The organism is Gracilibacillus xinjiangensis (genome assembly GCF_042651765.1).
GTDB lineage: Bacteria > Bacillota > Bacilli > Bacillales > Amphibacillaceae > Gracilibacillus > Gracilibacillus xinjiangensis.
The window spans coordinates 818,198-844,415 of the sequence record NZ_JBHSDT010000008.1; the positions used below are offsets into that span (position 1 = coordinate 818,198).

At 36.8% G+C, this 26,218-nt stretch carries 21 protein-coding genes; 6 read left to right on the forward strand and 15 right to left on the reverse strand.

The annotated features are described in order from the left end of the window. Positions 1 to 5 precede the first annotated feature (5 nt). A complete protein-coding gene (gene gltB, locus ACFOY7_RS15435) occupies positions 6 to 4,559 on the reverse strand; it encodes a glutamate synthase large subunit (RefSeq protein WP_390253145.1) in 4,554 nt (1,517 codons plus the stop codon). A 131-nt stretch (positions 4,560 to 4,690) separates the two neighbouring features. Between gltB and ACFOY7_RS15440 the strand changes: the two genes are divergently transcribed. Next, a complete protein-coding gene (locus tag ACFOY7_RS15440; protein WP_390253147.1) occupies positions 4,691 to 5,593 on the forward strand; it encodes a LysR family transcriptional regulator in 903 nt (300 codons plus the stop codon). A 385-nt stretch (positions 5,594 to 5,978) separates the two neighbouring features. Here ACFOY7_RS15440 and ACFOY7_RS15445 read toward each other — a convergent pair whose 3' ends face one another. Further along, positions 5,979 to 6,869, reverse strand: a complete 891-nt coding sequence (locus tag ACFOY7_RS15445; protein WP_390253150.1) for a 5'-3' exonuclease — start codon at positions 6,867 to 6,869, stop codon at positions 5,979 to 5,981. A 90-nt stretch (positions 6,870 to 6,959) separates the two neighbouring features. On the opposite strand from ACFOY7_RS15445, the gene msrA reads away from it, so the two are divergent. Then, complete coding sequence (gene msrA, locus ACFOY7_RS15450) at positions 6,960 to 7,484, forward strand: peptide-methionine (S)-S-oxide reductase MsrA (protein ID WP_390253153.1); 525 nt, start codon at positions 6,960 to 6,962, stop codon at positions 7,482 to 7,484. A 13-nt stretch (positions 7,485 to 7,497) separates the two neighbouring features. Here msrA and ACFOY7_RS15455 read toward each other — a convergent pair whose 3' ends face one another. The 8 genes from ACFOY7_RS15455 to ACFOY7_RS15490 form a co-directional block, all read right to left on the reverse strand. Next, entirely contained in the window at positions 7,498 to 8,154 is a 657-nt protein-coding gene (locus tag ACFOY7_RS15455; protein WP_390253157.1) for an HAD family hydrolase, read from the reverse strand. 263 nt (positions 8,155 to 8,417) lie between these two features. Continuing rightward, complete coding sequence (gene hisIE, locus ACFOY7_RS15460; protein WP_390253160.1) at positions 8,418 to 9,065, reverse strand: bifunctional phosphoribosyl-AMP cyclohydrolase/phosphoribosyl-ATP diphosphatase HisIE; 648 nt, start codon at positions 9,063 to 9,065, stop codon at positions 8,418 to 8,420. Continuing rightward, positions 9,055 to 9,813 carry an imidazole glycerol phosphate synthase subunit HisF gene (hisF, locus tag ACFOY7_RS15465; RefSeq protein WP_390253163.1) on the reverse strand — a complete coding sequence of 253 codons (759 nt, stop codon included), beginning with the start codon at positions 9,811 to 9,813 and terminating at the stop codon, positions 9,055 to 9,057. Before hisF ends, hisIE begins: the two co-directional genes overlap by 11 nt. Beyond that, on the reverse strand, positions 9,810 to 10,427 hold the full coding sequence (hisH, locus tag ACFOY7_RS15470) for an imidazole glycerol phosphate synthase subunit HisH (protein ID WP_390253166.1): 618 nt from the start codon (positions 10,425 to 10,427) through the stop codon (positions 9,810 to 9,812). The genes hisF and hisH overlap by 4 nt, the downstream gene beginning before the upstream one ends. Further along, positions 10,424 to 11,011, reverse strand: coding sequence for an imidazoleglycerol-phosphate dehydratase HisB (gene hisB / locus ACFOY7_RS15475; protein WP_390253169.1), 588 nt, complete (start codon positions 11,009 to 11,011; stop codon positions 10,424 to 10,426). The genes hisH and hisB overlap by 4 nt, the downstream gene beginning before the upstream one ends. Further along, the gene (gene hisD / locus ACFOY7_RS15480; protein WP_390253171.1) at positions 11,008 to 12,294 is read right to left on the reverse strand and encodes a histidinol dehydrogenase; all 1,287 of its coding nucleotides are present in this window, start codon (positions 12,292 to 12,294) and stop codon (positions 11,008 to 11,010) included. Before hisD ends, hisB begins: the two co-directional genes overlap by 4 nt. Further along, positions 12,291 to 12,911, reverse strand: coding sequence for an ATP phosphoribosyltransferase (gene hisG / locus ACFOY7_RS15485; protein WP_390253173.1), 621 nt, complete (start codon positions 12,909 to 12,911; stop codon positions 12,291 to 12,293). The genes hisD and hisG overlap by 4 nt, the downstream gene beginning before the upstream one ends. After that, positions 12,908 to 14,029, reverse strand: a complete 1,122-nt coding sequence (locus tag ACFOY7_RS15490; RefSeq protein WP_390253175.1) for an ATP phosphoribosyltransferase regulatory subunit — start codon at positions 14,027 to 14,029, stop codon at positions 12,908 to 12,910. Before ACFOY7_RS15490 ends, hisG begins: the two co-directional genes overlap by 4 nt. A 167-nt stretch (positions 14,030 to 14,196) precedes the next feature. Here ACFOY7_RS15490 and hisJ point away from each other — a divergent pair, with 167 nt between their 5' ends. Then, on the forward strand, positions 14,197 to 15,036 hold the full coding sequence (hisJ, locus tag ACFOY7_RS15495; RefSeq protein ID WP_390253177.1) for a histidinol-phosphatase HisJ: 840 nt from the start codon (positions 14,197 to 14,199) through the stop codon (positions 15,034 to 15,036). A 3-nt stretch (positions 15,037 to 15,039) separates the two neighbouring features. On the opposite strand, the gene ACFOY7_RS15500 is transcribed toward hisJ, so the two are convergent. The 4 genes from ACFOY7_RS15500 to ACFOY7_RS15515 all read right to left on the reverse strand — a co-directional run bounded on the left by ACFOY7_RS15500 (position 15,040) and on the right by ACFOY7_RS15515 (position 23,747). After that, positions 15,040 to 18,651 carry a dynamin family protein gene (locus ACFOY7_RS15500; RefSeq protein WP_390253179.1) on the reverse strand — a complete coding sequence of 1,204 codons (3,612 nt, stop codon included), beginning with the start codon at positions 18,649 to 18,651 and terminating at the stop codon, positions 15,040 to 15,042. Between the two features lie 137 nt (positions 18,652 to 18,788). Further along, positions 18,789 to 21,242, reverse strand: coding sequence for a DNA topoisomerase IV subunit A (gene parC / locus ACFOY7_RS15505; protein WP_390253181.1), 2,454 nt, complete (start codon positions 21,240 to 21,242; stop codon positions 18,789 to 18,791). A gap of 11 nt (positions 21,243 to 21,253) precedes the next feature. Continuing rightward, positions 21,254 to 23,206 (reverse strand): DNA topoisomerase IV subunit B, encoded by a 1,953-nt coding sequence (gene parE, locus ACFOY7_RS15510; protein WP_390253183.1) that lies wholly within the window; start codon positions 23,204 to 23,206, stop codon positions 21,254 to 21,256. 124 nt (positions 23,207 to 23,330) lie between these two features. After that, positions 23,331 to 23,747, reverse strand: a complete 417-nt coding sequence (locus ACFOY7_RS15515) for a CoA-binding protein (protein WP_390253185.1) — start codon at positions 23,745 to 23,747, stop codon at positions 23,331 to 23,333. A 219-nt stretch (positions 23,748 to 23,966) separates the two neighbouring features. On the opposite strand from ACFOY7_RS15515, the gene plsY reads away from it, so the two are divergent. The 3 genes from plsY (at position 23,967) to yidD (ending at position 25,857) form a co-directional block, all read left to right on the forward strand. Further along, on the forward strand, positions 23,967 to 24,554 hold the full coding sequence (gene plsY, locus ACFOY7_RS15520) for a glycerol-3-phosphate 1-O-acyltransferase PlsY (RefSeq protein WP_390253187.1): 588 nt from the start codon (positions 23,967 to 23,969) through the stop codon (positions 24,552 to 24,554). A 127-nt stretch (positions 24,555 to 24,681) separates the two neighbouring features. After that, positions 24,682 to 25,605: a GTP cyclohydrolase FolE2 gene (folE2, locus tag ACFOY7_RS15525; protein ID WP_390253189.1), complete on the forward strand. Its 924-nt coding sequence runs from the start codon at positions 24,682 to 24,684 to the stop codon at positions 25,603 to 25,605. A gap of 18 nt (positions 25,606 to 25,623) precedes the next feature. Further along, positions 25,624 to 25,857 carry a membrane protein insertion efficiency factor YidD gene (yidD, locus tag ACFOY7_RS15530; RefSeq protein WP_390253191.1) on the forward strand — a complete coding sequence of 78 codons (234 nt, stop codon included), beginning with the start codon at positions 25,624 to 25,626 and terminating at the stop codon, positions 25,855 to 25,857. Positions 25,858 to 25,901: 44 nt separating this feature from the next. Here the strand turns inward: yidD and ACFOY7_RS15535 are convergent, their stop codons facing one another. Beyond that, positions 25,902 to 26,216 carry a hypothetical protein gene (locus tag ACFOY7_RS15535; RefSeq protein ID WP_390253193.1) on the reverse strand — a complete coding sequence of 105 codons (315 nt, stop codon included), beginning with the start codon at positions 26,214 to 26,216 and terminating at the stop codon, positions 25,902 to 25,904. Positions 26,217 to 26,218: the final 2 nt, after the last annotated feature.

Consider the following 26,218-nt stretch of genomic DNA (forward strand, 5'->3'; position numbering starts at 1 on the left):
CCTTTCTACTTTGTCATTACCTCTTCATTATTTAAAGATACCGTCATTTTATTATCTTTTTTTGCATTAAATGCTTCATAACGCGCATCTTCCGTTGATAAGCCTTTATCCTCAAACCATTTAATCTGGTCAAGCATTAGCTTATAATCTGTTGGAATAACTTTCACAAATTTATTCACTTCTTTTTCCCAATTCTGTAATGTAATTGCAGCTTTATTGCTCTTCGTATATTCAAAATGATTAGCAATTAATTCTTTTACCTCTGCTATCTCTTCTGGGTTGGTTAATGTTTCGAATTGTACTAACTCATCGTTAGTTAATGATTTAAATGTCTCAATATTATCAGGCTTTACATAAGCAACCCCGCCTGACATACCTGCAGCGAAGTTCTTACCAACATTACCCAAAATAATGACACGACCACCTGTCATATATTCACAACCATGATCGCCGACACCTTCTACCACAATATCTGCACCAGAGTTACGGACAGCAAAACGCTCTCCAGCATATCCATTTATATATGCTTCTCCACTCGTAGCACCATAGAAAGAGACATTTCCTGCGATAACATTATTACCAGGATCTATAGTCGTTTTATCTGATGCCCTGACAATAATTTTGCCACCAGATAACCCTTTTCCGACATAGTCATTCGCATCACCATTTACGATCATTTTCATCCCTTTTGGAATAAATGCACCAAAACTTTGGCCAGCTGATCCGGTAAAGTTTAGTGTGATCGAATCTTCAGGCAAGCCTTCTTCACCATATTTTTTCGATATCTCGCTACCAACGATTGAACCTGCAACACGATTGGTATTTTTAATTTTATATGAAGCCTCAACTTTTTCTCCTGTTTCGATGGCTGTTGATACTTCTGGTAAGATTGCTGTTATATCAAGTGATTCCTCAATTTTATGATCTTGCTTTGTTCGGTTAATTCTTTCACCATCTACTTGATACAGCAATGTCGATAAATCAAGATGTTTTGCCTTCCAGTGGGATTTCGCACGGTTTGACACTTCTAATGCGTCTGTTCTACCAACCATCTCATCAATTGTTCTAAAGCCTAGCTGTGCCATAATTTCGCGTACTTCCTGTGCCAAGAACATCATATAATTAACTACATGATCTGGATTACCTGTAAACTTCTTGCGTAGCTCAGGATTTTGAGTTGCAACACCAACAGGACATGTATCAATATGACAAACACGCATCATCACACACCCAATCACCACTAAAGGTGCTGTTGCAAATCCGTATTCTTCCGCCCCAAGAAGTGCTGCCATAACAACATCTTTACCTGTTAGCAGCTTCCCATCTGTTTCTAATATAATTCGGTCTCTAAGTCCATTTAGCATTAATGTCTGGTGGGCTTCCGCTAATCCTAATTCCCACGGTAAACCAGCATGCTTAATACTAGTTTTTGGACTTGCACCAGTTCCGCCATCATAACCTACTACAGAAATAACATCTGCATTCCCTTTTGCAACACCTGCTGCAATTGTACCAACACCTGATTTCGCTACAAGTTTTACACTAACTCGTGCGTCCCTGTTTGCATTTTTTAAATCATGAATTAATTGTGCTAAATCCTCGATTGAATAAATATCATGGTGTGGAGGTGGTGAAATTAAATCAACACCAGGTGTAGAACCACGAACATCTGCTACCCATGGATACACTTTTGTCGCTGGCAACTGGCCACCTTCGCCAGGCTTTGCACCCTGTGCCATTTTAATTTGTAATTCCTTTGCATTGACAAGATAATGGCTCTTTGCACCAAAACGGCCTGAGGCTACTTGTTTGATTGCACTTGAGCGCAAGTCTCCATTCTCATCAACTTCAAATCGCGCAGGATCTTCCCCACCTTCACCACTATTACTTTTACCACCTAAGCGATTCATTGCTATTGCAAGAGTTTCGTGTGCTTCCTGACTTATGGAACCATAAGACATAGCACCTGTTTTGAAACGTTTAACAATTGACTCAGCCGATTCCACTTCCTCAATTGGAATAGAATTCCCTTGTTTGAATTCAAATAGGTTACGTAAAAAGCCAATCCGTTCTTCATTCGCTGCCTGTGAAAATTTCTTAAATAAGTCATAATCTCCACGGCGGCAAGCCCATTGAAGCGTATGGATAGTTGTCGGATTAAAAGCATGGTACTCACCAGTTTTACGCCACTGGAAATCACTTCCGGAATCAAGTGAAAGTTCGATCGCTTCTTTATAACCTTCTCGATGTCGTTTTTCTGTTTCTGACTGAATTACAGATAAATCAATTCCATCAATTTGTGAAGCAGTTCCAGTAAAGTATTTTTCAATTACTTTCTTACTGATTCCTACTGCTTCAAAAATTTGTGCTCCACGATAACTTTGCACTGTGGAAATACCGATTTTAGACATTACTTTAATAATTCCCTCTGTCACAATATTAATGTAACGTGTTTGTGCTTCAGCTAAAGTCATATCGAGTTCATCGGCTAAAATTTGAGTATATAATGTCTGATAAACGAGATAAGGATGAACAGCATCGACACCATAACCTAATAATGCTGCGAAGTGATGAACTTCTCTTGTCTCACCAGATTGTGCAATAATACTTGCTTTTGTTCGAATCCCTTCACGTATTAAATATTGATGCAGGCCACTTACAGCCAGTAATATTGGAATGGCCGGGTAAGTAGGTCCCATTTCTTTATCCGAAAGAACGATAATATTTGCACCATTTTCAATCGCGCTCTTGGCTTTCACAAATACGCGCTCTAAGGCATCCTCTAAGCTTCCCTGGTACACTGTATCAATAACTGCAGTTTGTGCACCTTCCACTTTATTCCCGACTAAACGGTCAATTTGTGTGTTTGATAGAATCGGAGAATCTAAACGAATCCGGAATACTTTCGTTTTTTCTGGATGCAACAGATCACCTTCCCCACCTAACCATGTCAACATCGATGTTACAATTTGCTCTCGATATGCATCAATTGGTGGATTCGTTACTTGTGCAAACAATTGTTTAAAGTAATTAAACAAGCTTTGAGGGCGCTCAGACAGTACTGCTAACGGTGTATCTGTACCCATTGCACCAATGGGATCTTTTCCACCTTTAACTAGTGGAACAAGATATTTTGCAATATCTTCTGTTGTGTAACCAAATGCTTTTTGTTTTTGTAATAATTGCGGATCAATATAATCATCATCTTCTGCATTGATATCAAGTCGTACAATTTGTTCATCCAGCCATTCTTCATACGGATGGGCTGTTGCAATTTCTTCTTTAATCTCTTTATCTGAAATAATACGACCTTCTTCAATGTCAATTAAAAGCATCTTACCAGGACTTAAACGTTCTTTTAATAGAATGTTCTCTTCCTCGTAATCTACTACCCCTACTTCAGAAGAATAAATAATATAATCATCTTTTGTTACATAGTAACGCGCTGGGCGCAACCCATTTCGATCTAAAATAGCACCAATCTGTTTACCATTAGTAAATGTAATCGATGTCGGTCCATCCCATGGCTCCATCATCATACTGTGATATTGATAAAATGCACGTTTTTTTGCATCCATATGAGGATTCTTTTCCCATGGTTCAGGGATCAACATCATGGCAGCATGTGCTGGTTTTCTACCTGCCAATGTAAAAAATTCCAAAGCATTATCCAATGTTGCTGAATCACTTCCGCCACTATTAATAATTGGTAAAATCTTATCTAAATCATCACCGAATGCGTCTGATACAAACTGCTTTTCTCTTGCTCGCATCCAGTTAATGTTACCAAGAATTGTGTTTATCTCTCCATTATGAATGAGATAACGGTTCGGGTGAGCTCTTTCCCATGAAGGGAATGTATTTGTACTGAAACGTGAGTGTACTAATGAAAATGCTGAAATAAAATCTTCATCCTGAAGATCTAAATAAAACTTATATACCTGATCAGATGTTAGTAGCCCTTTATATACAATCGTACGGCTAGACAAGCTTGGAAAATAAAAGCGGATCCCTTGCTCCTTCGCCCAATTTTCTGCTTGTTTACGAATGATATATAATTTACGTTCAAAAGCTAAATCATCATCGATATGATCTGGTTTTGCGATGAATACTTGTCGAATGTTTGGTAATGTTTCCATTGCACCTTTACCAATTGGTTCCGTATTTACAGGAACATCTCTCCATCCAATTAATTGTTGCCCTTCATTTGCGATTAATTGATTAATTTTTTCGATTGCATCTTGTTGTTCCTGCTCATTTTGTGATAAAAACAACATCCCAACACCATAGTCTCCTACTGCTGGTAGTTGAAAGTCTTTGCATTCTCTTCTAAAATACTTATCAGGGATCTGTACCATTAAACCAGATCCGTCACCTGTGAGCGGGTCACTGCCCTGACCACCACGGTGTTCTAGTTTGCATAGCATATCTAAACCTTTTGTGACAATATCGTGCGTTTGATTCCCTTTCATATGCGCATATAAGCCAATCCCACAAGCATCATGTTCAAAACTCGGATCATATAACCCTTGGGCATTAGGCAAATCATTATATGTCATATATTGTCGCCCCCATTCGTTCATTACTATTTAAGGTGTGTAATACCATTGTAAGTTTTCTTATCAATCTAAACAATATATAATAAGTATCATAATGTTCTAATTTCGATATATATTAGGCGGTGAAGTTTATGGAATTACGTCAACTACGCTATTTTGTTGAGGTTGCAGAGCGAGAGCATGTATCAGATGCAGCAGCTGAATTACATGTTGCTCAATCTGCTATTAGCAGACAAATAGCAAATCTGGAATCAGAGTTAGGTGTAGAATTATTTGAAAGAGAAGGCAGGAACGTTCGTTTAACTCATATTGGGAAAATATTTCTGACTCATACCAAGACGGCATTAAAAGCAATAGATCATGCTAAAAAGCAAATTGATGAATATATTGATCCGGAACGTGGCTCGATTAAAATCGGATTTCCGACTAGTTTAGCCAGTAATTTATTACCTACTGTAATCTCCGAATTTAAAAAGAAACATCCTAAAATCGGGTTTCAATTAAGGCAAGGATCATATAACTTTTTAATTGAATCGGTTGAAAATCGGGAAATTGATGTTGCATTTTTAGGACCTGTTCCGACAGACCATCCAGATATTATTGGAGATATTTTATTCACTGAAAGCTTTTATGCACTTGTTCCAAACACACACAGATTAGCTGAACAGAGCATCGTCAATTTGCGCGATTTGCATAATGAAGATTTCGTACTGTTTCCAGAAGGTTATGTTTTACACCAATTAGTTATTGATGGTTGTAAACAGGCCGGGTTTTCACCAAAGGTATCCTCACAAGGGGAAGATTTAGATGCGATCAAAGGGTTAGTCGCAGCAGGTATCGGGATAACATTGCTCCCGGAAAGTGCATTCAATGATTTGAATCCCTATTATAGTGCAAAGGTGGCGATTCAAAATCCTGAACTAAAACGGACAGTTGGGATTATTATTCCGAAAAATCGAAAACTAGCCCCGTCTGAGCAAGTATTCTACGAATTTATTAAAGAATTCTTTTCGATATTGCAGAGATTTCAATAAAAGGATAAAGAATACGGGAAAGGAAATCTGTATAAGTGATCCACAGGAAATGTACGAATATAGAAGGTGCTGTACGGTTTGAATACCAGTCGTATTCCGAGGGCATCGCTTCCAGACACAATCGCAGGGAAGTGCTTTTTGTTTTCCTTAGAAAAGATAGCCCACTGGATAAAAAATCCTACAACAAGGCGTTGTACTTGTCCCTTGGAGTGAAAGCGAAGTTTATTTACGGATCGAATTTTCATGTACTTTCAATATAAATGATTTATCCATTTTCATATTATTCTTTTATGATATGAAAAACCACGCGTTAGCAAGGTCAGTTGCTTACGCGTGGTTTTCGTTTCATTCCGTTCGCTGTAAGGTTATGATTGATGGTTGTATGCTAGGCAAGCTCTTTGCTTAGTTTCTTCAACCAACGATCTGTGTTATGGAATTCCAATTCTTCCTGTAAATAACGGACAATCTGATCATGATCATTTTTCCAGACCGCCGTTTCTGCAGAGAAATCTAAAGGAACTTCTGTTAAAATTTCTGCTAATTTACGAGAAATAGTCAAATCTTCTTCATATTGCTCTAACTTTTTTTGCATACCTTTAGTAAGAGATGATCTTTCTTCTAACATACGGTCAATTGTTTCAAATTCTTTCAATAATTTGATTGCTGTTTTTTCGCCAACGCCTTTTATACCTGGATAATTATCAGCGCTATCACCCATTAAACCTTTTAAATCAATAATTTGTTTCGGAGATAATTGCTTTTTCTCATAAAAGTTATCATTTGAAAAAACATCATAATTGCCTGTGCCTTTTTTCATTATGGCTACTTGGATCTGTTCATCTACCAGCTGTAATAGGTCTTGATCACCACTAACAATTATCACTTGATACTCATTTTGTAATTGTTTCGCTAATGTGCCAATACAGTCGTCTGCTTCATAGCCAACTACCCCTATGTTAGGCACTTGAAAAGCTTCTACCATCTCTTTTGCTAAGTCAAATTGTGGAATTAATTCTTCGGGAGCTGCACTTCGATTAGCTTTATATCCGTCATACATTTCATTGCGAAATGTCTTGCTTCCCATATCCCAGCAACAAATCACGTGAGAGGGATCAAATGTATGAATGGCATCCGTAAAGTAATTAAGAAATCCAAACAAACCATTACGAGGTACACCTTTACTATTTAACATATAATTACCTGTAAAAGATGTGGCAAAGAAACCTCGAAATAATAATGCCATACCGTCTACAATTAATAATTTTTTTTCACTCATAATTTCACCTTCCTCAATCTATCTATTTTACATCATAACATATTCACGGTATATTTAATTAGAAAGTGATAGAAAAGAGGGAGACAACTTATGGGAAAACTAGAAAAAGCCACATTTGCCGGTGGATGCTTTTGGTGTATGGTAAAGCCATTTGATCAATGGGATGGTGTAGAAAGTGTTGTATCTGGTTACACAGGCGGAGTGGTAAAAGATCCAACATATGAGCAGGTAAAAACGGGAACTACAGGTCATTTTGAAGCTGTCCAAATAACCTATGATCCTAATAAAATATCCTATCAACTGATATTAGATTTATACTGGCCGCAGATCGATCCAACAGATGACGGTGGTCAGTTCCATGATCGCGGACCACAATATCGCACAGCAATATTTTACCATAATGAGGAACAAAGGAAATTAGCGATTCATTCAAAAGAAGTATTAATAAATTCAAATCGATTCCAAAATGAGATTGTTACAAAAATCTTACCAGCCGTAACTTTTTATCCAGCAGAGGAATATCATCAAGATTTTTACAAAAAGAATGAAGCTGAGTATAAAGAAGATCGTGACAAATCTGGTAGAGACGCTTTTATTGATCAGAATTGGAAGTAACTTTCGGATAAAATTATTCGAAAGTTTCCTTTTCTTTCATTATATCTATAATTTCGCATAAATCCTCTATTACATAATCTGTATCCGGATTCCCCCAATAATTATCTTTTTTCCATATACCAATAAGTCCATAACCTTGAGCCGCTTCTATATCGTTTACAGGATGATCGCCAACATAAATACTTTCACTTGGCATAACTTGTAAGTGGTCTAATGCAAGCTTAAAAATTTGCGGATCAGGTTTTTTTATTCCTGCTGCTTCTGAAATAATAATTTGGTCGAAATAATGGGATATCTTTAGTGCATCAATGTTGCGCTTCTGAAATACAGTTCTGCCATACTTTATCTTTTTACTTTTTAGCGTGTCTAAAGTTTCTGTAAGATGGGGAAATGGTACGCAACAACATTGAAAATATTCGATATAATCTTCTAATAATTCTTGCCAAGTTAGGTTCGTTATTTTTAATTCTTCTACCAATTGATGAAAAACCTTATCTTTCCACACATAGCCTCTATTCTCCAGTTCAATAAATCTGTTAATATAGTTTATTTTCGGGACATGAATGAAGCAATCAAGTAATCTGTCATATTGGTTACTGATAAACTTTCGTACAGAAGCATCCCGATTAAGCAATGTTCCATCGAAATCGAACATAACTGCTTTAATCATTTTTCGTCCCTCCTTTATTATTGTTTTTCAGTAAAAAGCGAATCCATACGTTATATGCCCCATCCACTTTTTTCCTTTTTTTGCTCATTTAATTATAACACTGTTACGATAATTGGAGATAGAGCGAGACTTATATCAGCATTGAGTTAAAAGCCCTTTGTCATCCCTGTGGCACTAGTGTTCGCTGTCGCAAATAAACGTGGTATAAAAAAGATGATTCACCCTAATATTAGAATGAATCACCTTTATTCAACCACTAAATTTCACCATTTTTTTATTACGTCTCTATCACCTTTACTGTTCCCTTTTTTTGCAAACCGATTAGAAAGTTCTTGTTTGACATCTCCTAAAGAAACACCCTGGTTTGCCATCATCACAACCGTATGATATAGCAAATCACTTATTTCTTTTGTTAATTCTCCATTATCATTGTTTTTTGCTGCAATAACAACTTCACCAGCTTCTTCAATCACTTTCTTACCAATTTTGTCAACACCTTTGTCATATAAGTAATTGGTATAAGAGCCTTCCACACGTTCTGTTTTGCGTTCTTCTACTTCATCTACAAGGTGTTCAATGATTGAAGCATCAAAATTGGGATCTTTTTCAGCAACACGGTTGTAAAAACAGGATATTTCTCCAGTATGACATGCTGGACCTGAGGGGATTACTTGAATTAATAATGTATCTTGATCACAGTCAAGGTCAATCGACTGCACTTCCTGGGTATTCCCTGATGTAGCCCCTTTGTTCCACAATTCGTCACGAGACCTTGAATAAAACCATGTTTGCTTTGTCTGTAATGTTTTGTTATATGCTTCTTCATTCATATATGCAAGCATCAATACATCCTTTGTATAAAAGTCTGTAATAATTGCCGGGACGAGTCCTTTTGAGAAATCAGGCTTCACGAATATTCACTCCTTGTCGTTTACATGCATCCTTCACTTCTTGAACAGTAAATGTGTTTTCATGAAAGATCGATGCAGCTAATCCTGCTGATACATCCGTCTCTTTAAACACTTCTGGAAAATGCTCTGGTTTACCGACACCTCCAGATGCAATAACCGGGATTCGGACTGTATTAACAACTGCTTTTGTTAAGGCGATATCAAATCCGTTTTTCACACCATCTGTATCAACACTCGTTAGTAGAATTTCACCAGCGCCTCTTGTTTCCACTTCTTTTGCCCATTCAATTGCATCAATGCCAGTATCTTTACTGCCCCCATGTGTCATTACATGCCATTTGTCACCAAAACGTTTAGCATCAATTGCTACAACGGTACATTGTGCACCAAAACGCTCAGAGGATTCTGTAATCAATCCGGGATTGGTTACAGCTGCTGAATTCATCCCAACTTTATCCGCACCAGCTTTCAGCAAGCGATTCACATCCTCAATCGAGCGAACACCACCACCAACTGTAAATGGGACAAACACTTTTTCAGCTGTTTGGCGTACAATATCAACCATTGTTTGCCGACCTTCATTTGTTGCAGAAATATCCAGGAAAATTATTTCATCCGCACCAGATATAGAATAACTAGATGCCATTTCAACAGGATCACCTAAATCACGCAATCCAACAAAATTGGTACCTTTTACAACTTTGCCTTCTTTTACGTCGAGACATGGTATAATTCGTTTGGCAATCATTTCACTTGCCCCCTGACTGAAGAAGTGTTTTCTAAGAAGACTTTTAATAACTCTATTCCTGCTTCCCCACTTTTCTCCGGATGAAATTGCATTCCATACACATGACCTTTTTGGACAATGGCAGGTATCTCCGTACCATAATCTGAAGTTGCTACAAGGAATTCCTGCTCTGTTCTTGCTTGAAACGAATGGACGAAATAGACGTGTTTATCTTGAAATTCTGCAAAAGGTTTATTATTATTTTCTATTTGCAGCTGGTTCCACCCAATATGTGGCAAAATATATTCTGTTTCAATTTTATTTACTTCACCTGGAATTAAACCTAAACCATCAGATTTACCATTTTCATAACCTTTATCAAATAGTAATTGCATACCTAAACAAATTCCGATAAAAGGCTTTTCCTGAGCTAATTCTCTTAATGGCTCTAATAACCGGCGCTGATTAATTTCCTCAACTGCCGCTTTAAATGAACCGACACCTGGTAAGATAATGTGTGTTGCTTGCTTCAACCGTTCCAGAGAATCCGTAATTTCAACCTCATAACCTAGGTTCAGAAAAGCTGTCTTAACACTGGCTACATTCCCCATTCCATAGTCTACAATTGCAATCATTCGATTAGCCCCTTTGTTGAATTAACTCCTTCAATATCAGGATTAATTGTAATAGCTTGCGATAAGGATCGGCCTAATGCCTTAAAAATCGCTTCAATTTTGTGGTGGGTATTGTCACCATATAATACTTTAACATGTAATGTGATACCTGCTTGAAAAGCAAATGCTTGTAAAAATTCCTGAACTAATTCTGTATCAAAGTTTCCTAATTTGGGATTGGAGAATTCCGCATCACATACCAGGAAAGGCCTCCCGCTAATATCTAATGCAACAAACCCGAGAGATTCATCCATCGGTACATACGCACTTCCATAACGGTTAATTGACTTTTTATCACCTAGAGCTTCTTTGATCAACTGTCCCAGCACAATGCCGACATCTTCCACTGTGTGATGACTGTCAATATGTAAGTCACCGTCTGCTTTTACTTCTAAGCCGATTCGTCCATGGCGTGCAAAGAGTTCTAACATATGGTCAAAGAAACCAACACCTGTTTTGATTGTCACATTGGTTGGATCATCTAAATTTACTGCTACATTGATTTTTGTTTCAAATGTTGCTCTGCTTTTACTAGCTGTTCTCATTGTTTTCCCTCCAAACGCTTTGCAACTGCTCTTCCGTGTCCTTCAAGATCCTCTTCATTTGCTAAATTGATGACATGTTCGCTTGCTTCCTTCAATGCCTCTTCAGAATAATATAAGAATGTTGTTTTCTTTACGAAGTCATCGACAGATAAACCAGATGAAAAACGAGCTGTCCCTGAAGTTGGCAATACGTGATTTGGTCCAGCATAATAGTCGCCTAACGCTTCTGGTGTATAGTGACCAAGGAAAACAGAACCAGCATGCTTTACTTTTGATAAATAAGTTAAAGGATCAGTGATTTGAATTTCTAAATGCTCTGGGGCAAGTTTATTGGCTAGTTCAAATGCTTCATCAATGGAATCAACAACAACACTTGCACCCTTTTCTTTTAAAGCAGTAGAGGCAATGGACTGTCTAGGTAATGACTCACATTGCTTCACTAATTCATCCTCCACTTGTGCGATAAGTGCGGAAGAAGTACTGATTAAAAATGCGCGGGCATTTGTATCATGTTCTGCTTGTGCAATTAAATCTGCTGCAACATAGGCAGGATAAGCACTGCTGTCAGCAATAATTGCTACTTCACTCGGACCTGCAATCATATCAATTCCAACATCACCATATACTAACTGTTTGGCTGCGGCAACATAAGCATTCCCCGGACCCACAATTTTGTCAACAGCAGGAATCGACTCTGTACCGTAAGCCAATGCTGCAATTGCCTGCACGCCACCGACACGATATATCTTCTTCACGCCAGCAATGTCAGCAGCAACTGCTAATATTGGCGCAATCTCTTCGTTGTTTTTCACAGGGGTCACCATGACCACTTCCTCCACACCTGCCAGAACAGCTGGAATGGCATTCATTAATACAGAGGATGGATAACAAGCAGTTCCGCCAGGTACATAAATCCCGACTTTTTCAATCGGGCGATAAAGCTGTCCTGAAATAATATCTCCTTCCACTTCCATCATACGTGAGTTGTTTAATTGTTTCTGGTGAAATGAACGAATATTTTCAGCCGCTTTTTGTAATGAGGTAACGATTTTGTTATCCAACTTCTCCCATGCGCTCTTTCTTTCTTCCTCAGTAACAAGAAATGATTGCGGGGCTTCTCCATCAAATTTTTTAATATACTTTGTTACAGCTTCGTCCCCAGTATTTCGAACATCTGCAATAATTTCACTTGCAGCAAGAAGAAATTCCTCTTTATTTTCTTTCTTCATTTTACTAGGAAGCGTTTCTGTCAAGAAATCTTCAACTGATAATTTTCTGATCATGTCTGTTTCGCCCCTTCCTTAAACCGATCAATCACAGGTACTAATTGATTTCGTTTGATTTTTAATGACGATCTATTGGCAATTAAACGTGCACTGAAAGATAAAAATTCATCCTCAATAACAAGTCCATTTTCTTTCAATGTCGTTCCAGTTTCAACGATATCGACAATTGCATCAGCCAGACCAAGAATTGGTGCTAATTCAACAGAACCTTCCAAACGAATGATATCAACCGATTCGCCTTTTTCTCGAAAATATTCTTTCGTAATATTGGTAAAAGTACTCGCTATCCGTTTCTTGCGATTTGGCCATTCGTAATCCGCTTTCGTTGCTAAGGCCATACGGCATTGGCCAAAAGGTAATGGAAATAGATTATAGATATCCGGCTTATGTTCGATCAAAGTGTCACCACCTACAACCCCGAGATCAGCAATTCCATTCTCTACATATGTTGTTACATCAACCCCTTTTGCAAAAAAGAACAAAAATTGCTCTGTTTCGATTTGAAGCTTTCTCCCCTTTTCGAGTAATGGTTCCACATCATAGTCCAGAGACTTAAAAAATTGCAAAAACTGTTTTTCTAAACGTCCTTTTGTAAGGGCAATAACTGGTTTCATCTTTTGACCACCTTATATTGATTGTTGTCACGAACAATGGTGTATATCGTGTTGTAGACTGTTTCGTTCTGCAATTCATATTGGATATCAACAATTTCTTCTGGTAACTCTTTCCGGTGTTTTTCTGCAATGGCATGTGTTTCTGGTGTTGCTAAAATACACGCTCGAGAACAGGAGTTTTCTACCATCATATGCTGTGCCAATAGATCAACATCGAAAGCTAGACCAACAGCTGTTGTTTCTTGTTCAAATTGTTTATATAGTCGATCATAACGTCCACCAGAAAAACAAGTAGATCCGTCTTTTGTTACAAAACCGCGGAACATGGCACCATCATAATATGGCAGATTTTTTACACGCCCTAAATCCACAATCACTTCGGAAACTCCTGTCGCTTCCAAAAGTTCGATTAACTTACGAATATGTTGTAAAATCGCAAGCAGTTCCGGATGGCCTGACCAAACCTTTTCATAGTGACTAATCACATCGATACCACCATATGCATCAATTAATTTCACTAAATCTTGTTTTATTTCGTCTGAATAATTGATTAATAGTTCTTCAACTAAATCCATTCGTTTTTCATGCATTGCTAATCTTAAAGCTTCTTCCTCGTCCTGATTTAGTTGCAATGGTAAAATCATCTGTTCAAAGATACCGGTGTGTCCTAATTCTATTACATATTCTTCAATCTCAAGTTCTTTTAAATATTGGATTGCTGTAAGGAGACACTCACTCTCGCCAAGAAATGGGTTTGCATGAACGATTTCAATACCCGCTTGGCGGCTCTCTGTTCCATCTTTATCCATACGGAAGACAGAACCCTGATAGGACCATTTCTGAAAAGCATGATGCTGTTTCGCAATCGCTCTGGCTACCGCTGCTGTCCAATCTGGCCGTAATACTTCGATCTCCCCTTCAGAATTAAACCATTTCAGCATACTTTGCAAGTCCATGCCTGCAATCTCATTGGTAAATGTATGGGCATATTCAACTACAGGAGTAGATATAGCTTTGAAATTTCTTTTCTCTGTTACCTTACGAAACACCTCAGATGCTTTTAACCGATTGGCTATTTGTACACCTGTTTCATCTTGACTTCCTGCTGGCAAAAACATATTATCACATCCTACATCCACTTTAATAATTTACCACTCTACTGTGGTAAAGCGTTTATTTGTATCTAAACAATACCACACGTTTTTTACAATTGTCAACATATACTTTTCAATTCTGCCAAAACAGATTATGATAGTTATAATACTTAAGAAAGGAGAATGAAAATATGTTTTATACGGGCGATTATCATGTTCATACAAATTACTGTCCCCATGGTTCCAATGACCAAATAAATAAATACATCGAAAATGCAATATCACTAGGCTTAAAGGAAATAAGTTTTACCGAGCATGCCCCGCTGCCGAAAAATTTTGATGACCCGACACCTGAGAATGATAGTGCAATGAACTGGAATGATTTAGCTAATTATATCGAAGAAATTCAACGATTAAAAGAAAAGTACCATAAAAAAATCAGGATCAACCTAGGATTTGAGCTAGATTATATCGAAGGTTTCGATAGTGAGATATCCCATTTTCTTGACCAGACAGGTCCGGTTATTGATGATGCGATTTTGTCTGTACATATGTTAAAAAACCCCTCTGGTCAATATGTATGCTTAGATTATAGTGCGGAAATGTTTGCAGAGATTATAAAGCAATTCGGCAGTGTCGACAAAGTATATGAGCAATATTACCGCACGTTGAATCTGGCAATTCGAGCAGATTTAGGCAAATATAAACCGCAAAGAATTGGTCATATCACATTAATTGAAAAATATAGTAAAAAATATCTACCGAAAAATGATTATACCCATACTATCGAGCGATTGTTAGATCAAATCAGCAGAGAGAATCTAGCATTGGATATTAATACAGCCGGGCTTTTTAAAGAGGACTGTAACCGTATTTACCCAGATGAATCTATTATAGTTAAAGCGCATCATAAAGGCATTGCATTAATCCCGGGTTCTGACAGCCACACAGCCTCACATTTAGCAAGAGGTTTTAACCAACTGCCGGAATATATCCGTTTTTCCACTCCTCCATTAAAAACAAACAACTAGACGCTAAGCTAGTTGTTTGTTAATATCTCCTATTAAATTATCTAATTCAGTCAATTGCTCCACATTCTCCAAACTCTCAGTCAGACCTTTACTAATATTCTCAATAAATGAGCTTGCTTCCTGACTAAAACCGCTCCAGATCGTTCGATCATCTTGCAGCCATTTTTCTTGATAATATTCTTTTAATTGCAGTTCTTTTTGCTTCATAAGATTTTCTATTTTTTCCACATAGAAAGCTTTGATCTCTTTTTCTAATTGATCCCTGCCATCCTTAGCAAAGAATGAAGCAGTATCTTTATAGCTTTTTACTGCGTTACTATTTAATTGGTTATCTTGCTCAATTTCAAGCACCGTTTCTGGTGTTTGAAGCCTGATTTCATCCAATTCGGATAATGAAAATGATGAATCAACTTGTTTTAATTGGTAATTGACATTTTTTCTATATTGTTGCCATTCTTTATTCCATAATGTCTCCACACGAATGTAGATTGCCTCCAGTTCGTATGTTATCCTTTCATTTATTTGCTTATGGAGTTTAATTAGCGCCGTTTCTAATTCATCTTTCCCTTTTTTCCCATTACTTTGGATTGCCCCAGGATTGATAAACCTACGGAATAAATCAGTATATTGAATGGAGAAACGTTGACCAACATAAAAACATTGCTTACTAACTAATTGCATAATTGATGCTATATGAGATTCACTGTCTCTGTTCTCTATCAGCATCTGCATTTTTTGTTCATTCTCAGCCATTTCGTTTAATAAAGCTTCGCGATGTGTTTGATCACTTCGGGAAATTTCCAGCCATTTCTTCACTAAAGCGTGCACTCTTTCAATATCCGTATAAATTGCCTGCATACTAAGTTGGGTCAGCTCTTCCTTAATAAAAGAGTAGAACGATAGCTCAAAATTTTGCAATCCTGATTTCACCGGTGAGTTACCCTGCAGTTTCTCTTCTAATGCCATTTTACTTGAAATGGGAAACATTCTTGGCTCTTGAATATCAAATGTTTGCAACTGTGTTTTGACATAGTTTGTCACCATTTCCACTTCTGCTTCATCTTTTGCCAAATCAACTGCATTAACTAAGAAAAACATTTTATCTAATTGAAATGCATCCTTTACCTTTCCTAATTTCTCAAGGAAGATTTTGTCAGGTCTTGAAAACGGATGATTATAATACGTGACAAACAAAACTGCATCCGCATTTTTTATATAGGAAAACGATAACTCTGTATGTCTAGCATTAACAGAGTCAGCGCCGGGTGTATCGACAAGTGTCACATTTTGTTCTGTAAGTGAGCAATGATAAAAGAGCTCCATCTCCTGGACAAAACACGCAATTTGTTCATCCTGAATATATAGACTGAATTGGTCGATATCAATTTTGTATGTTTTACCAATAAATTCGGCCATCTTTTGATACCCATTCATAAATGCAACTAAGAATGACTTATGTTGATCTGGAATATTAAGTTTATTAATATTGGTTTTCTTTAGCCATTTAACAGCATCCTCTATCATTGGAAACTGGTTATCTTCAATAATGGCATGCAGGTCTTCTAATAACTCTTCTTTTTGTTTTACCGTTACCTTAACCTCTTCGTGTTTATATTCATCTGTCGGCGGGCTAATCTTATTGATTGCTGCAGTTGTTGGATTTGGCGAAACAGGCAAAAGATTCTCCCCGATCAAAGCATTAGCAAACGAAGACTTACCTGCACTAAATGCACCGAACAAAGCAATCGTAAAATGTCTGTTATTGAGCCGTGCTAATTTACTGGTAAGATCAGTGTGATAACTTTGTAATGCTGGAACAGTTTCGAGCATTTGTAATACTTCTTTTGTATGTTTTATTGTCTGGTCAATGGAAAAGCGATGAAATGATTTGGTAGCAGCGGAATCCTGACTCGTCTCTGTTTCCACTATTTCCTTTTCCCAATCTTCCAGTGTGCTTTGTTTGATTTGTAGAGAGTTTGTTAATTTATCATGTAATTGCTTCTCTAATGAATGACCTGCAACGTACTCCCCTGCAGCTAATATTTCTTCCAGTTTGTTTTTATGGGTTACTAATGCACTATGTTGCTCATTAATTTGCTGTTCATACATAGCAAATTGCTCATATTTTCTTAGATGCTGTTCCACTTCATTAAGTTCTGTCTCGATTGTTTGATAAATTTTTGTTTTAGTACTATGCCACTCGTCTTTATAATATTTGCGATACATCTTTTTGATTTGATTAGCGACAAGATCTGTATAGACTAACACATAATCACCTGTAACATTCACATTATCGTTCATCGATTGTGTTAGATTATCCATTGAGAATCTTTTTTGAAATATCTTATCATCAAATGTAACAGAGGTGAATTTTTGTAAATATTCAGTCAATTTATCCTTTAACTTCCATTCTAAATTTACTTCTGCCTGCTTATGAAGGGCGTTATAAAATTTGCTAAGACGGCGCTGTCGCTCTTCCTCTGTCTTCTGTTTGGATTTAAAAAATCCTAATTTAAACCCGGGTGCATAAGCCTCTAGTAATTCACGTGCTATTTCACGAATATCAAACGGCATTAATTGGGCATTCTTAACTGTTTGCTCTAAAATGTTTTGATAGGTTGCCTCAATTTCTGATTTTTGTTGTTCAAGATTAGCTTTTTTCGTTATTAACTCAGCATGATCAATCGTTTGATCGAGTTCTAGCAGCTCAAGCTTTTCTTCAATACTTTCAATGCTTTGATCCGTATTTTTCTGTTTCTCTTCGATAGAATCCTTCACTAACCGGTAAATACCGTTATAGATTGTTTCTTCAATAATTATTTCATTGTCTGATTGTATTTGGCTTCTTACCGTTTCTTTTACATTCCACCATTGATTTATCGCTGGATCACTGTTCCCAGCTAAGGATGTAAAATAAACCGCTTTTGGCGATATGCCCCACTGGTTAAAAACTGTACGTAAGCTGCTCTTAAATGAGTTAAAAGTTATTTCTGCCTCGTTATGTTTATCCATTTGATTAATAATTACAATATACGGCTTATTCATTGCCTCAACCTGCTTTAAAAAAGAAGCATTAACCTCTGATTGGACATGATTGTAATCGATCACATAAAACAGCAAGTCAACGACATGCAATGCAGACTCTGTCATCAGTCTATCAGCATCATCAGCAGCGTCGATCCCGGGTGTATCCAGTAAAGTTACACTTGGAACTAATTCTTCCATTTCTTTGTATATTTCCACTTTTTTTATTTCTTCTCCATCACGGCATAATGCATGTATTTGCTCAAGTGGCGTTTGACCAGCTAGTTTTACCGGTTCCCTCTTTTTAAAATGAATAACATATTCTTCTGGCCCATTTTTAATTTCTACAATATTTGCACTTGTAGGTATAGGGCTTTGGGGTAATAAAGGTTGATTTAGCAACTGGTTGAGCAGTGTTGACTTACCTGCAGAAAAATGACCGCAAAAGCCAATATGCTGCATTTTTTCCTGCTTTTTTTTATAGAAATCAAACACCTTTTGCTGGCGATTCCATTCTTCAAGTTTTCCAAATTGGTCGTATAGTGCTGCGATCTGTTCTGTAGTGATCGCTTGTAATGTAGTTGTCTCCATGCTTAAAACTCCTTCAAGCTTGATCTAATTATTTATTATACTGATAATAATTAATAATCTCCACCATTTTCTTATACCAAATGGTTACAAAATGCAATATAAATTAGCCGAACATTTACACTGTTCGGCTAATAGGTTTATTGATTTTCGGAATGAAAAGGTTTCTGCAAAGTCGCATTAAGCCAAATTCTTTCTACTTCTCCCTCTTGTTCCGTATCAATGACAAATGATCCATTGCTGTACCTTTCACTAATAGGTAAGTTAACGGTTGAAAGTGTTGATACTTTATCTTGACTTGTTCGAATCACAACTTCATCTGTTTCATGGACTTTTTCAAATCCGACTATACGATGGGGTTTTGCTTTTAGTTCACGCAACATGACGGAACCTTTCTTTGCTCGAGATGATTTCTCAAATTGATCAAGCGGGATTCGTTTACATGCACCTCTTTGACTCATTACAAAGAGATACTCTAATGGCATTAATTCATTGAATACTATGCCATTAATAACAAACTCATCTTCTTTAAGCTGAATGGCCTTAACACCGGCTGCGCGCTGACCAATTGGTGCGACCTCTTTCTCATCATACCATAATCCGTAACCTTTGTTTGTTGCTATAAATATATTTGAGTTTCCATCTGTTAAATAGACATTCAAAAGTTGATCGTCTTGTTTAAGGTTAATGGCAATAAGTGGCCGGGAAAATCTTGCAGAGGAATATAGATCCAACGTACTCTTTTTAACCATCCCATTTCTGGTGAAAAAGAGAAGGTTTTTCGCTGGATCGAATTCACGGATTGGAATTGCTTTAATGATCGTCTCCTCTTTATCTGTTGAAGCAATATTGGTAATATGCTGCCCTAATTCTTTCCAGCGAATGTCTGGAAGTTGATGAACCGGAATCGGCATGTATCTCCCTTTGGATGTGAATAACAAAATATGGTCTGTTGTATTCAATTCATATAATCCAATTAAGTGGTCTTCTTCTTTCATTGTAAAATCCTCGATAGAAGAAGCAGTATACGATCGAACACTCGTTCTTTTAACATACCCTTGATTGGTTACAGATACGATAACATCCTCACTTGCAACAAGTACTTCTACATTTATTTTTAATTCCTCGATTTTATCTTCAATTTTTGTCTTTCTTGGTTCATCATACTGATTTTTCATTTTACGTAAGTCTTTTTTTATTACCGAAAATAATTTCTTTTCATCACTCAATATCTGTTGATATCCCTTAATTGCAGCTCGTAACTCTTCTGATTCTTTTTCAAGCGAGGTTATATCTGTATTAGTAAGTCGGTATAATTGCAAAGTCACAATGGCTTCCGCTTGTTCTTCTGTAAATTGATATTGCTGCTTAATCCTCTTTTTGGCATCTTGTTTGTCATTGGATGAACGAATTGTTTGAATTAACTCATCTAAAATAGAAACAGCCTTTATTAAACCCTCAACAATATGGGCGCGTTTTTCTGCCTTTTTCAAATCAAAACGCGTTTGCCTTGTAATAACTTCTTTCTGGTGGCCAATATAGGCATCAATTAAATCAGTTAAACCTAGTAGTTGCGGTGTTTTATCTTTGATTGCAACCATGTTGAAGTTATATGTAATTTGAAGGTCAGTATTTTTATATAAGTAATTAAGAATTCCCTGACTATCTGCATCTTTTTTCAGTTCGATAACAATACGTAAACCTGTTCGGTCAGTTTCATCTCTAACTTCTGCAATTCCCTCTACTTTACGGTCAATTCGCAGTTCATCCATTCTTTTCACTAAAACCGCTTTATTGACTTCATAAGGAATCTCATCTATTACAATTTGTTCTCTACTTGACTTTAATGGTTCAATTTTTGCCTTTCCTCGAACAATAATTTTCCCTTTTCCAGTCTGATAAGCTTTTTTCAGCCCTTCCTTTCCCTGGATAATCCCGCCAGTCGGAAAGTCAGGTCCTTTCACATACTCCAATAAATCATCCACTGTTGCATCTGGTTTTTCTAATTTTTTAATGACTGCATCAATTACTTCACTTAGATTATGTGGTGGAATCTCTGTTGCATAACCTGCTGAAATACCAGTTGATCCATTAATAAGTAAATTAGGTATTCTTGCAGGTAATACGACAGGTTCATCAATCGTATCATCAAAATTCGGGATATAATCAACCGTCTCTTTATCAATATCTCGAATTAACTCGGATGCTATTGCAGAAAGGCGTGCCTCCGTATAACGCATGGCAGCAGGCGGATCTCCATCAACACTACCATTGTTTCCATGCATTTCAATTAATACATTTCTTACTTTCCAGGTTTGACTTAACCGCACCATCGCCTCGTATACAGACGAATCACCATGTGGGTGATAATTACCAATTACAGTACCTACTGTTTTAGCAGACTTCCGAAATGGTTTATCATGGGTATTTCTTTCTTCGTGCATTGCATACAATATTCTTCGCTGAACAGGCTTTAAGCCATCTCTAGCATCTGGTAAAGCACGGTCTTGAATAATGTATTTACTATAACGGCCGAATCGATCTCCCATTACTTCTTCTAATGGAAGATCGAGAAACTTCTCTTCGTTTGCCAACAGTACTCCTCCTATATTTGAATATTCTCATTGTCAATAATGTTATCTTCTTCATCTAAACTAAATTCTACATGTGACTCGATCCATTTTCGACGTGGTTCTACTTTATCCCCCATAAGTGTACTGACGCGTTTTTCAGCTCTGGCAAGATCATCAATCTTAACTCTTATCAGTGTTCTCGTTTCGGGATTCATTGTTGTTTCCCAGAGCTGGTCAGCATTCATCTCACCAAGCCCTTTATAACGCTGAAGTTGGTATCCAGTTTTATAATGCTTTGTTATATTCTTCATCTCATCTTCATTCCAGGCATATTCCACCTTTGCTTTGGCACCTTTCCCTTTTGTTATTTGGTAAAGTGGCGGCAATGCAATAAAGACTTTGCCTGCTTCGATTAATGGACGCATGTAACGGTAGAAAAATGTAAGTAATAGTACTTGTATGTGTGCACCGTCCGTATCAGCATCTGTCATAATGACAATTTTATTATATTGGACATCTTCCAAAGAAAAGTCGGCACCCACTCCGGCACCTATTGTATGAATAATTGTGGAAATTTCTTCATTTTTTAACACATCACCTAATTTGGCTTTTTCTGTGTTAATTACTTTTCCTCTTAGTGGTAAAACTGCTTGAAACTTACGATCTCTTCCTTGTTTAGCAGAACCGCCTGCAGAATCCCCCTCAACCAGGTACAATTCATTTTTCGCAGGGTTTCTTGATTGTGCGGGTGTTAACTTTCCACTTAACAGGGCGTCTTTTCGTTTTTTCTTTTTACCACTTCTCGCTTCTTCCCTTGCTTTCCTTGCAGCAAGTCTAGCTTCTCTCGCGCGAATGGCCTTTTTAATTAACATCGAAGATATATCAGGATTTTCCTCAAGAAAATACAATAAATTCTCTGCAACAATTGCGTCAACGGCAGATCTTGCTTCAGCAGTTCCAAGCTTTCCTTTCGTCTGTCCTTCAAATTGCAGCTTCTCTTCTGGGACTTTAATTGAAATTACTGCTGTAAATCCCTCACGAATATCATTACCTTCCAGGTTCTTATCTTTTTCCTTTAGCAAGTTAACTTTTCTGGAATAATCATTAAAAACTCTTGTTATTGCAGCTTTAGCACCAGCTTCGTGGGTTCCGCCATCTTTTGTGCGAACATTGTTAACGAATGATAGGATACTTTCCGCATAACCATCATTGAATTGAAATGCAAAATCCAGTTCCATACCTTGCTGTTCACCATCAAATGCTACTACCGGATGTAAACTATCTTTATCTTCATTTAAATAATTTACAAATTCCTTTAAGCCGTCTGGATAATGATAAGTTTGTGCTAAACCTTCATTTCGCTCATCTATTAGTTCAATTGTTATTCCTTTTAATAAAAAAGCAGCTTCTCTTAATCTTTCAGCCAGTACTTCAAATTGAAATACATCTGTTGTGAAAATCGACCGGTCAGGTTTAAATGATATCGATGTACCTGTACCCTTTGTTTTTCCTTTTTTCTCCAGTGTTGTAACAGGTTTTCCGCCTGACTCAAACCGTTGCGTAAAGATGTGTCCATCCCTTTCAATTGTTACCTCTAACCATTCAGACAGTGCGTTAACGACAGAAGCACCAACACCATGCAGACCACCACTTGTTTTATAACCGCCTTGGCCAAATTTTCCACCAGCATGTAACACTGTTAAGATAACTTCGGGTGTTGGTCTGCCAGTTTGATGTATTCCTGTTGGCATACCTCGCCCATTATCTTTAACTGTAATACTTTGATCTTGGTGGATAACAACTTTTATATACTCTCCATATCCTGATAACGCTTCATCTACAGAGTTATCGACAATTTCAAAAACTAAATGATGTAATCCACGCGCATCAGTACTTCCGATATACATACCTGGTCTTTTTCTTACTGCTTCCAGACCTTCTAATACTTGTATGGATTCATCTGAATAGGTTGTTTTATTTACCATTTTCCATTTTACCCCTTCCATTGAACCGAACAAAAACATTCATAAATAACATTCTAACTCATTTCTTATATTAAATGTCAATCTATTTTTTAATATAGAACAGATGTTCTTGAAAGTAAAGTGATTAATTTATCTTTAGCACAGCGTGAGCTACTTTTATGCACCTGTCCATAATAACTGATTTACCATGTTTTTGAAGATATTCGCATGCTTTTTCACTTGTAACACCTTGCTGCATCCATACATATGGGGCTTTAGTTTGTGCAATTTCAACAGCTAAATCTTCTAGATAAATTGATTTCCGAAATACATTTACTAACTCAAAATCCTCTTCTATGTCGAGTACTGTAGGATATGCTTTCTCTCCTAATACTTGATTAACAGTAGGATTTACAGGAATAATTCTATACCCTGCATTTTGCATTGCTTGTGCAATCTGATAGGATGTTCGATCTGTGTTATCTGATAAACCGACTACGGCAATAGTTTTCGTTTCTGTTAAAATCTTTCGCATCAATTGTTTTTCATTTTGAATATCCATTATTCTACACCTCATTTTAGTTGATTAAACCACGGACAGTTAATTTGTGCAAGTGGGATCAGTGTTCGGATTGTTCTAACTCTTCCAACAAACAAATAGATAAATAAAATGCTTATCTATAATATGTAACATAGTTTTTCTAAAATATAAATAGTGATATATTCAATTTCTTAAATACATGCTACAATAGTTATATCAAGAAATGTAAGGAGTTTGTGAATGGAATACGTATTTTTAATTATTATCGCTTATTTACTTGGATCAATTCCTACAGGTTTGATCGTTGGTAAGATCGGTTTTAAAACAGATATTAGGGAACACGGCAGTGGAAATTTAGGTGCAACAAATACTTTTCGTGTGCTAGGTGTGAAGGCAGGAATTATTGTTACAATTGGTGACATATTAAAAGGGACTGTTGCTGCATTATTACCAATCTTATTTCAATTAGAAAATATTCAGCCATTATTGATTGGGGTTTTCGCTGTTATCGGTCATGTTTATCCAATCTTCGCCAAATTCAAAGGCGGAAAAGCTGTAGCAACCTCTGCTGGTGTTATATTAGGTGTTAACTGGCTCTTATTCGTTATTATGGTAATCAGTTTTTTAGTTATATTATACTTAACAAAGTATGTTTCTTTATCCTCGATGTTAACAGGAATTATAGCGATTATTGTTTCCATTGTACAACAAGATGTCGGGTTGATTATCGTTACTAGCTTACTTACTATCTTCGTCATATACCGGCACAAAGCAAATATTAAACGAATTATTAATAAAACAGAACCAAAAATAAAATGGATGGGATAATTGAGAGATCTTTTGCAGGGTCTCTCTTTTCCGCTTCATCATACTGTAAAAATCGTAAATATTGAATATTTCTTTGTTATTAAGTATACTTTGAAATAATTGTAATGTAGGAAAGGGGTTTGGGGACATGCATAAGGACCAACCAATACAATTACCAGATAAACAACAACGACATAAATTATTTGGCTCTGTTGAACCAGGAGAAAAAATAAAGCCAACTAAAAAAGAAAACATGGCTGATTTACAAAATACAAAAAAAGACTTTCTGTTTGATATAGATCAAGTAGGTATTGCTAATGTCAAGCAGCCTATTGTTGTAAACAGTGCAATCAAACCTTACAAACAAACAACAATTGGTACGTTTAAAATGACATCAGCAATTAAGAAGGATAGTAAAGGGACGAACATGAGTCGTTTTACAGAACTATTGTATGAATATAGTCATGGAGAACCCTTCCATGTTTCTATTCAAGCTTTGAAGAAATTCACCAAAGAGTTAACAGAAAGATTAGAACAAGAAGATACCCAGATTTCAGTAACATTCCCATGGTTTTTCGAACGAGGTGGTCCTAGTACCAATAAAACTGGAATGAACCATGCTGATGCCCATTTGACTGTCGTTTATGATAGAAATTATGGCTATCAGGTCAATGTTGGTTTAGAGGGAACGATTACAACACTGTGCCCATGTTCTAAAGAGATTAGTGAATATAGTGCCCATAACCAAAGAGGTATTGTAAAAATGTCTGCAGAATTAAATGCAGATTATAATGAAACAGAAATTGACTGGAAAACTGCATTATTAGAGGCTGCAGAAAGTAATGCGAGTGCCCGTATTCATCCAGTTTTAAAAAGACCAGATGAGAAAATGGTCACAGAACAAGCCTATGAAAATCCTCGATTTGTAGAAGATATGGTACGTCTGGTTGCCGCTGACTTGTATGAATTACCATTTGTTAGAAAGTTCTCAGTAACATGTCGGAATGAAGAGTCCATTCATTTACATGATGCAATAGCTTCCATAACTTATGACAAAGCTCTCCACTCGTAGGAAGGTTAGCTGCAAGCCATGAGATATATATTTATCGGTCTTATTCGTTTTTATCAACTTGTTATTAGTCCAATGTTTCCACCGACATGCAGGTTCCAACCTACATGTTCACAATACAGTTTAGAATGTTTTCGTCGATTCAATCTTTTTAAAGCTAGTTATTTAAGTTTAAAAAGACTAGGAAAATGCCATCCATTTCATCCAGGCGGATTTGATCCAATACCTGAAAGAAAGCATGATCACAAATTGTGATCATGCTTTCTTATTGTCATCAAAATGACAGCGACAGACATTAATCAATCTTCTGCGGATGGTTTTTTCAACCTTTCCAACTGCCTAATTTGGTCTTCAGCTAATAAAATTTGTTCTTGTCGTTCACCGAATAGATCAAAGTGGGGAAACTGCGGATCCTTATGAATCCATTCTTTACTTAACCCGTATTTCTTTCCCCAGCTAATTAATTTATTTAAATCACTGCAACCAACCTTTGTTACAGTTGAACAACCAGGGAAACGTTCATCTATCCAATAATGTGTGAGGAATGATATATGACCATCTTTCACCTTCTGTTTCCATTCCCGCAATATTTTGCGATCAATTCCAAATGCCATTA

What these genes read in the sequence shown, in the direction of transcription:
- ACFOY7_RS15455 (WP_390253157.1), bottom strand. Translation starts at nt 8,154, where the DNA reads ATGATTAAAGCAGTTATGTTCGATTTCGATGGAACATTGCTTAATCGG.
- ACFOY7_RS15515 (WP_390253185.1), bottom strand. Translation starts at nt 23,747, where the DNA reads ATGGATATTCAAAATGAAAAACAATTGATGCGAAAGATTTTAACAGAA.
- hisG (WP_390253173.1), bottom strand. Translation starts at nt 12,911, where the DNA reads ATGAAACCAGTTATTGCCCTTACAAAAGGACGTTTAGAAAAACAGTTT.
- msrA (WP_390253153.1), top strand. Translation starts at nt 6,960, where the DNA reads ATGGGAAAACTAGAAAAAGCCACATTTGCCGGTGGATGCTTTTGGTGT.
- hisD (WP_390253171.1), bottom strand. Translation starts at nt 12,294, where the DNA reads ATGATCAGAAAATTATCAGTTGAAGATTTCTTGACAGAAACGCTTCCT.
- ACFOY7_RS15490 (WP_390253175.1), bottom strand. Translation starts at nt 14,029, where the DNA reads ATGTTTTTGCCAGCAGGAAGTCAAGATGAAACAGGTGTACAAATAGCC.
- folE2 (WP_390253189.1), top strand. Translation starts at nt 24,682, where the DNA reads ATGCATAAGGACCAACCAATACAATTACCAGATAAACAACAACGACAT.
- hisF (WP_390253163.1), bottom strand. Translation starts at nt 9,813, where the DNA reads ATGATTGCCAAACGAATTATACCATGTCTCGACGTAAAAGAAGGCAAA.
- parE (WP_390253183.1), bottom strand. Translation starts at nt 23,206, where the DNA reads ATGGTAAATAAAACAACCTATTCAGATGAATCCATACAAGTATTAGAA.
- gltB (WP_390253145.1), bottom strand. Translation starts at nt 4,559, where the DNA reads ATGACATATAATGATTTGCCTAATGCCCAAGGGTTATATGATCCGAGT.
- hisJ (WP_390253177.1), top strand. Translation starts at nt 14,197, where the DNA reads ATGTTTTATACGGGCGATTATCATGTTCATACAAATTACTGTCCCCAT.
- ACFOY7_RS15535 (WP_390253193.1), bottom strand. Translation starts at nt 26,216, where the DNA reads ATGGCATTTGGAATTGATCGCAAAATATTGCGGGAATGGAAACAGAAG.
- ACFOY7_RS15500 (WP_390253179.1), bottom strand. Translation starts at nt 18,651, where the DNA reads ATGGAGACAACTACATTACAAGCGATCACTACAGAACAGATCGCAGCA.
- ACFOY7_RS15445 (WP_390253150.1), bottom strand. Translation starts at nt 6,869, where the DNA reads ATGAGTGAAAAAAAATTATTAATTGTAGACGGTATGGCATTATTATTT.
- hisB (WP_390253169.1), bottom strand. Translation starts at nt 11,011, where the DNA reads ATGAGAACAGCTAGTAAAAGCAGAGCAACATTTGAAACAAAAATCAAT.
- ACFOY7_RS15440 (WP_390253147.1), top strand. Translation starts at nt 4,691, where the DNA reads ATGGAATTACGTCAACTACGCTATTTTGTTGAGGTTGCAGAGCGAGAG.
- hisH (WP_390253166.1), bottom strand. Translation starts at nt 10,427, where the DNA reads ATGATTGCAATTGTAGACTATGGAATGGGGAATGTAGCCAGTGTTAAG.
- plsY (WP_390253187.1), top strand. Translation starts at nt 23,967, where the DNA reads ATGGAATACGTATTTTTAATTATTATCGCTTATTTACTTGGATCAATT.
- yidD (WP_390253191.1), top strand. Translation starts at nt 25,624, where the DNA reads ATGAGATATATATTTATCGGTCTTATTCGTTTTTATCAACTTGTTATT.